Source organism: Streptomyces sp. NPDC002044, assembly GCF_040296725.1.
Taxonomy (GTDB): Bacteria; Actinomycetota; Actinomycetes; order Streptomycetales; family Streptomycetaceae; genus Streptomyces; species Streptomyces antarcticus.
In genome coordinates, this window is the sequence record NZ_JBEOXU010000265.1 from 1 (window position 1) to 4429 (window position 4429).

Consider the following 4429-nt stretch of genomic DNA (forward strand, 5'->3'; position numbering starts at 1 on the left):
CAGCCGCCGCGGCGCGCGGTCTTGGCGGGTGCGGCGGACGAGGACGCGGGGCCGGTGCGGGGTGGCGGCCCGGCCGAACAGCAGGAGCAGCGGTGTCCGGAGCCACCCCGCGAGCGCGCGCAGCACGCGGAACGCGGCCTGCTCCCCGTACGCCAGCCACAGGCCGCACAGCACCGCCGCCAGCAGATGGGCGGTGAGCATCCCGGCCGGTGACATGGCCGTCACCCCGTGGCCGCCGCCCGGCAGTGTGGTACCCGGCAGTGCGCCGCCCGCGGCCAGGGCGGACGCCTGCTCGTGAAGGCCGGCGTGGTGCGCGTGGGCGGCGGACTCCGCGAGCGGGCGGGCCGCCGGGCCGCCGAGTGCGGTCCGCGCCCCGTTGCCGCAGGTCACGTACTCGGCCCACTGGCGGGCCAGTGACGTCCCGGTCGGCAGGGAGGGGTGGACGAGGGACTGGGCGAGGGAGAACGCCGCGTGGAGCACCCCCTGGACGGCGACGGCCACCGCGCTGACGGCGAGCGGTCCGCGCTCCCGGCCCGCGAGCGCCCAGGCCGTACCCGCCGTGCCCGCGAACCCGGCGCCCATCGCCCACCAGGGCACCGCCATCCCCGACATGAGGAGGTGGCCGGTGACGGCGAGCAGCACACAGAGGGCCGCGAACATCGCAGCCCGTAACGCGCGGAGACAGCGGCCCGGCTTCATGGCGGGCTCATCCTCGCACCAGCCTCTCGAGCCGCGCACGGTCGTGCGCACGTCCGGACAACTTCCCTTGGTGGAATGCGTGTTGAGCGGAGTGCCAGGGTGCGGGGCGCGTCGGCCGGAGGGCGGTGCCCCGCCGCTCCACCCGACTGCCTACCCGGTGGGCCGAGACCTTCAACGTCCGGCGAACGGGGACTTCCGCGGAGCCGGCCCCGGAGGCGACGGCGGGCGCGTCGACCGGGAGTACCGTCCCGCCAGTTCCTCCAGGTGGGCCACCAGTTCCGGCGGACCGGTCACCGTGAACTCGTATCCGAGCATCCCGAGGTGCACGGCGAGACTGTCCAGCGAATCGGCCCCGGTGTCCAGCACGCACGTGCCGGCGTCCACCGCCTCCACCACCCCCACCGCCGGGTTGACGCGCTCCAGGACGGCCGCGGCCGGCGCGTGTACGGTCACCCGGGCCCGGTGCCGCCACGCGGCGGCGGAGACCTTGCCCGCGACGTACCGGGCGGCGTCGCCCTCCGGGTCCTCGCGGGGCGCGAACCGGGCGCCGGCCGGGGTACGGGGCGTCAGGCGGTCGACCCGGAACAGGCGCCAGTCGTCGCGGTCGACGTCCCAGGCCACGAGGTACCAGCGGCGCCCCCAGCTGACGACGCGCTGCGGCTCCACCAGCCGCCGGGTCGCATTCCCCGCGTGGTCGCGGTAGTCCAGGCGCAACCGCTCGCGGTCCCGGCACGCCGCCGCCAGCGTCATCAGCGTCTCGGAGTCGACGGCCGGCGAGGGCCGGTCGGCCGGCACCGGCGCCGTGTACTGCTGCAGGGCCCGCACCCGGCGCCGCAGCCGGGACGGCAGTACCTGTTCCAGCTTGGCCAGCGCACGCAGCGAGACCTCCTCCACCCCGGACAACGCGCCCTGTGCGACCGTGCGCAGGGCCACGGCCACCGCGACCGCCTCGTCGTCCTCCAGCAGCAGCGGAGGCATCGCGGCCCCGGCCGCCAGCCGGTAGCCGCCGGCCGAGCCGCGGGTGGCACTCACCGGGTAGCCGAGTTCGCGCAGGCGCTCGATGTCGGTGCGCACGGTCCGGCCGCTCACGCCGAGGCGCTCGGCGAGTTCGGAACCGGGCCACTCGCGCGGCGACTGGAGCAGCGAGAGGAGTCTGAGGAGGCGTGCGGAGGTTTCGAGCATGCGACCCACCGTTCCCGCTCATTAGGAAGGAACCGTTCCTATAGGGATCCTAGTCTTTCCCCCATGGACACCCACAGCAACGCCCAGGCCGCCCCCGTCGCCGCCCCCGCCGACACCGCCCCCGAGCGCATCCGGCCCTTCCGGATCGACGTCCCGCAGAGCGACCTCGACGACCTGCGCCACCGCCTGACCCGCGCCCGCTGGGGCACCGGCGTCCCGGGCGTGGACGGCTGGGAGCGCGGCGTCCCCGTCCCGTATCTGAAGGACCTGGCCGCCTACTGGGCCGACGGATTCGACTGGCGCGCGGCGGAGGCCCGGCTGAACGCGTTCCCGCAGTACCTCACCGAGATCGACGGCCAGGACATCCACTTCGCCCACGTCCGCTCCGCCGACCCCGACGCCGTCGCGCTGCTCCTGATCCACGACTGGCCGGGCTCGTTCGTCCAGTTCACAGACGTCATCGAGGCGCTGTCGCGGGACTTCCACGTCGTCGTCACCTCTACGCCCGGCATCGGCTTCTCCGGTCCGCTGACCTCCACCGGCTGGACCACCGGCCGGATCGCCGGCGCGTTCACCACCCTGATGGCCCGGCTGGGCTACGGACGGTACGGAGTGCAGGGCAACGGCGGCGGTGCCTGGATCGCGGGGGAGATGGGCCGGATCGACCCCGGCCACGTGGTCGGGGTCCACCTCAACGGCCTCGTCACCTTTCCCTCGGACGACCCCGCCGACTTCGCGGGCCTCACCGAGGCGGAGCAGACGCGGCTCCAGCGCCTCCAGGACTTCCGCGACGACAAGATGGGCTTCAACGCCATCCAGTCCACCCGCCCCGAGACCGTCGGCCACGCCCTGCACGACTCGCCGGTCGGCCAGCTCGCCTGGATCGTCGAGAAGTTCAAGGAGTGGACGGACCCCGCGAACGAACTCCCCGAGGACGCCGTCGACCGCGACACCCTGCTGACCAACGTCAGCGTCTACTGGTTCACCGGAACCGCCGCGTCCTCCGCCCACCTCTACTACGAGACGGCCCACGACCCCGCCGCCTGGGCACCCAAGGACCCCGGAACGGTCCCGACCGCCGTGGCCGTCGCCCTGCCCACCGACGTCGCGATCCGCCGGTACGCCGCACGCGACCACCACGTCGTGCGCTGGACCGAGTTCGAGCGTGGCGGGAACTTCCTCGCCCTGGAGCAGCCCGGCCTGCTGGTCGAGGACGTCCGCGCGTTCTTCGCCGCCCTCGCCCGCGACGCGTAGCGCCGGGAGGCGCCGGGGCGCCGGGGCGGAGCCCGTCCCCGGGAGGACGGGCTCGGGCGCCGGCGTACGGGATCAGGTGGCGGCGGGTACCGGCCGCCGCAGCAGGTAGGCGCCCGCGGCCGTGACCAGGACGGCCATGCAGGCGATGAACACCAGCCCCGCCCCCTCCAGGCCCATCGGGCCCGACAGCACGCCGACCCCGATCACCGGTACCGAGATCCCGGTGTACGCCACCACGAACAGCGTCGAGATCACCGCTGCCCGCTGGTCCGGAGGAGCGGCCCCGGCCACCGCGGACAGCGCCCCGCGGAACGCCAGGCCCTGCCCGGCCCCGCCGACCAGGGCGCTCAGCACCACCAGCGGCAGCAGGTCCCACCACAGCGCGCCCGCGAGCAGCGCCAGCCCGGCGAGCAGTACGGCGCAGCCGAGCGGAAGCGAGCGCCCCACTCCGATCCGGCCGACCGCGAGCTGCCCGGCGGTCGAGGCGAAGAAGGCCAGCGCGACGATCAGCCCGACCACGGCCCGGTCGTGGACGTCCAGGGACTGGGCGAGGAACGCCGGGCTGACCGACGTGAACACCCCGAACAGCGCGAACCCCACGAACGCGGCGATCGCCGCCGGCCCGAACACCGACCGCACCTGCGCGGGCAGGCCGGGCCGCTGCGGTCGCACCGTGCTCAGCGGGCGCAGCTCCCGTACGGTCTCCGGCAGCCACAGGAGCACGGCGGCCGACCCGGCCACCAGGACGAGGTGCACCACGAACGGCAGGTACAGCGGCCAGGGCGCGTACTGCGCCAGTAGTCCGGCGAGCAGCGGACCGCAGCCCAGGCCGCCCATGTTGGCGGCGGTCGCCACGAAGGTGGCCCGGGAGGCGCCGCCGGACGGCGCCAGCTCCATCACGTACGCGGTGGCGGCCCCGGTGAACAGACCGGCGGACAGGCCGGACAACAGCCGGCCCGTGTACAGCCACCCCAGCCCGGTGGCGCACAGGAAACAGACGGCGCTCGCCGTCGCGCACGCCAGGCCCGCGAGCAGCACCGGACGCCGGCCCACGGCGTCCGAGGCGTTGCCCGCCAGCAGCAGCACCCCGATGACCCCGAAGGCGTACACGGCGTACACGACCGTCACCGTCAGCTCGGAGAACCCGAACTTCTCCTGGTAGAGGCCGTAGAGCGGGGTCGGCAGCGTGGTGCCGGCCATGCACACGGCGAACACCGCGGCGGCGAGCACACAGGGGCGCCAGCCCCGGTGATCATCGTCCATGCCGCCGACGGTAACGCCGCGCCCCACCGCG

At 74.7% G+C, this 4429-nt stretch carries 4 protein-coding genes; 1 reads left to right on the forward strand and 3 read right to left on the reverse strand.

What is annotated here, in order from left to right:
- Window positions 1–699, reverse strand: a 699-nt coding sequence (locus ABT106_RS31155; protein ID WP_351284196.1) for a hypothetical protein, incomplete at its 3' end; no start/stop codon positions are given.
- 171 nt (window positions 700–870) lie between these two features.
- Window positions 871–1881 carry a helix-turn-helix transcriptional regulator gene (locus ABT106_RS31160; RefSeq protein ID WP_351284198.1) on the reverse strand — a complete coding sequence of 337 codons (1011 nt, stop codon included), beginning with the start codon at window positions 1879–1881 and terminating at the stop codon, window positions 871–873.
- 63 nt (window positions 1882–1944) lie between these two features.
- Between ABT106_RS31160 and ABT106_RS31165 the strand changes: the two genes are divergently transcribed.
- Window positions 1945–3135, forward strand: a complete 1191-nt coding sequence (locus ABT106_RS31165; protein ID WP_351284201.1) for an epoxide hydrolase family protein — start codon at window positions 1945–1947, stop codon at window positions 3133–3135.
- A 72-nt stretch (window positions 3136–3207) separates the two neighbouring features.
- Here the strand turns inward: ABT106_RS31165 and ABT106_RS31170 are convergent, their stop codons facing one another.
- The gene (locus tag ABT106_RS31170) at window positions 3208–4398 is read right to left on the reverse strand and encodes an MFS transporter (RefSeq protein WP_351284203.1); all 1191 of its coding nucleotides are present in this window, start codon (window positions 4396–4398) and stop codon (window positions 3208–3210) included.
- Window positions 4399–4429 lie beyond the last annotated feature (31 nt).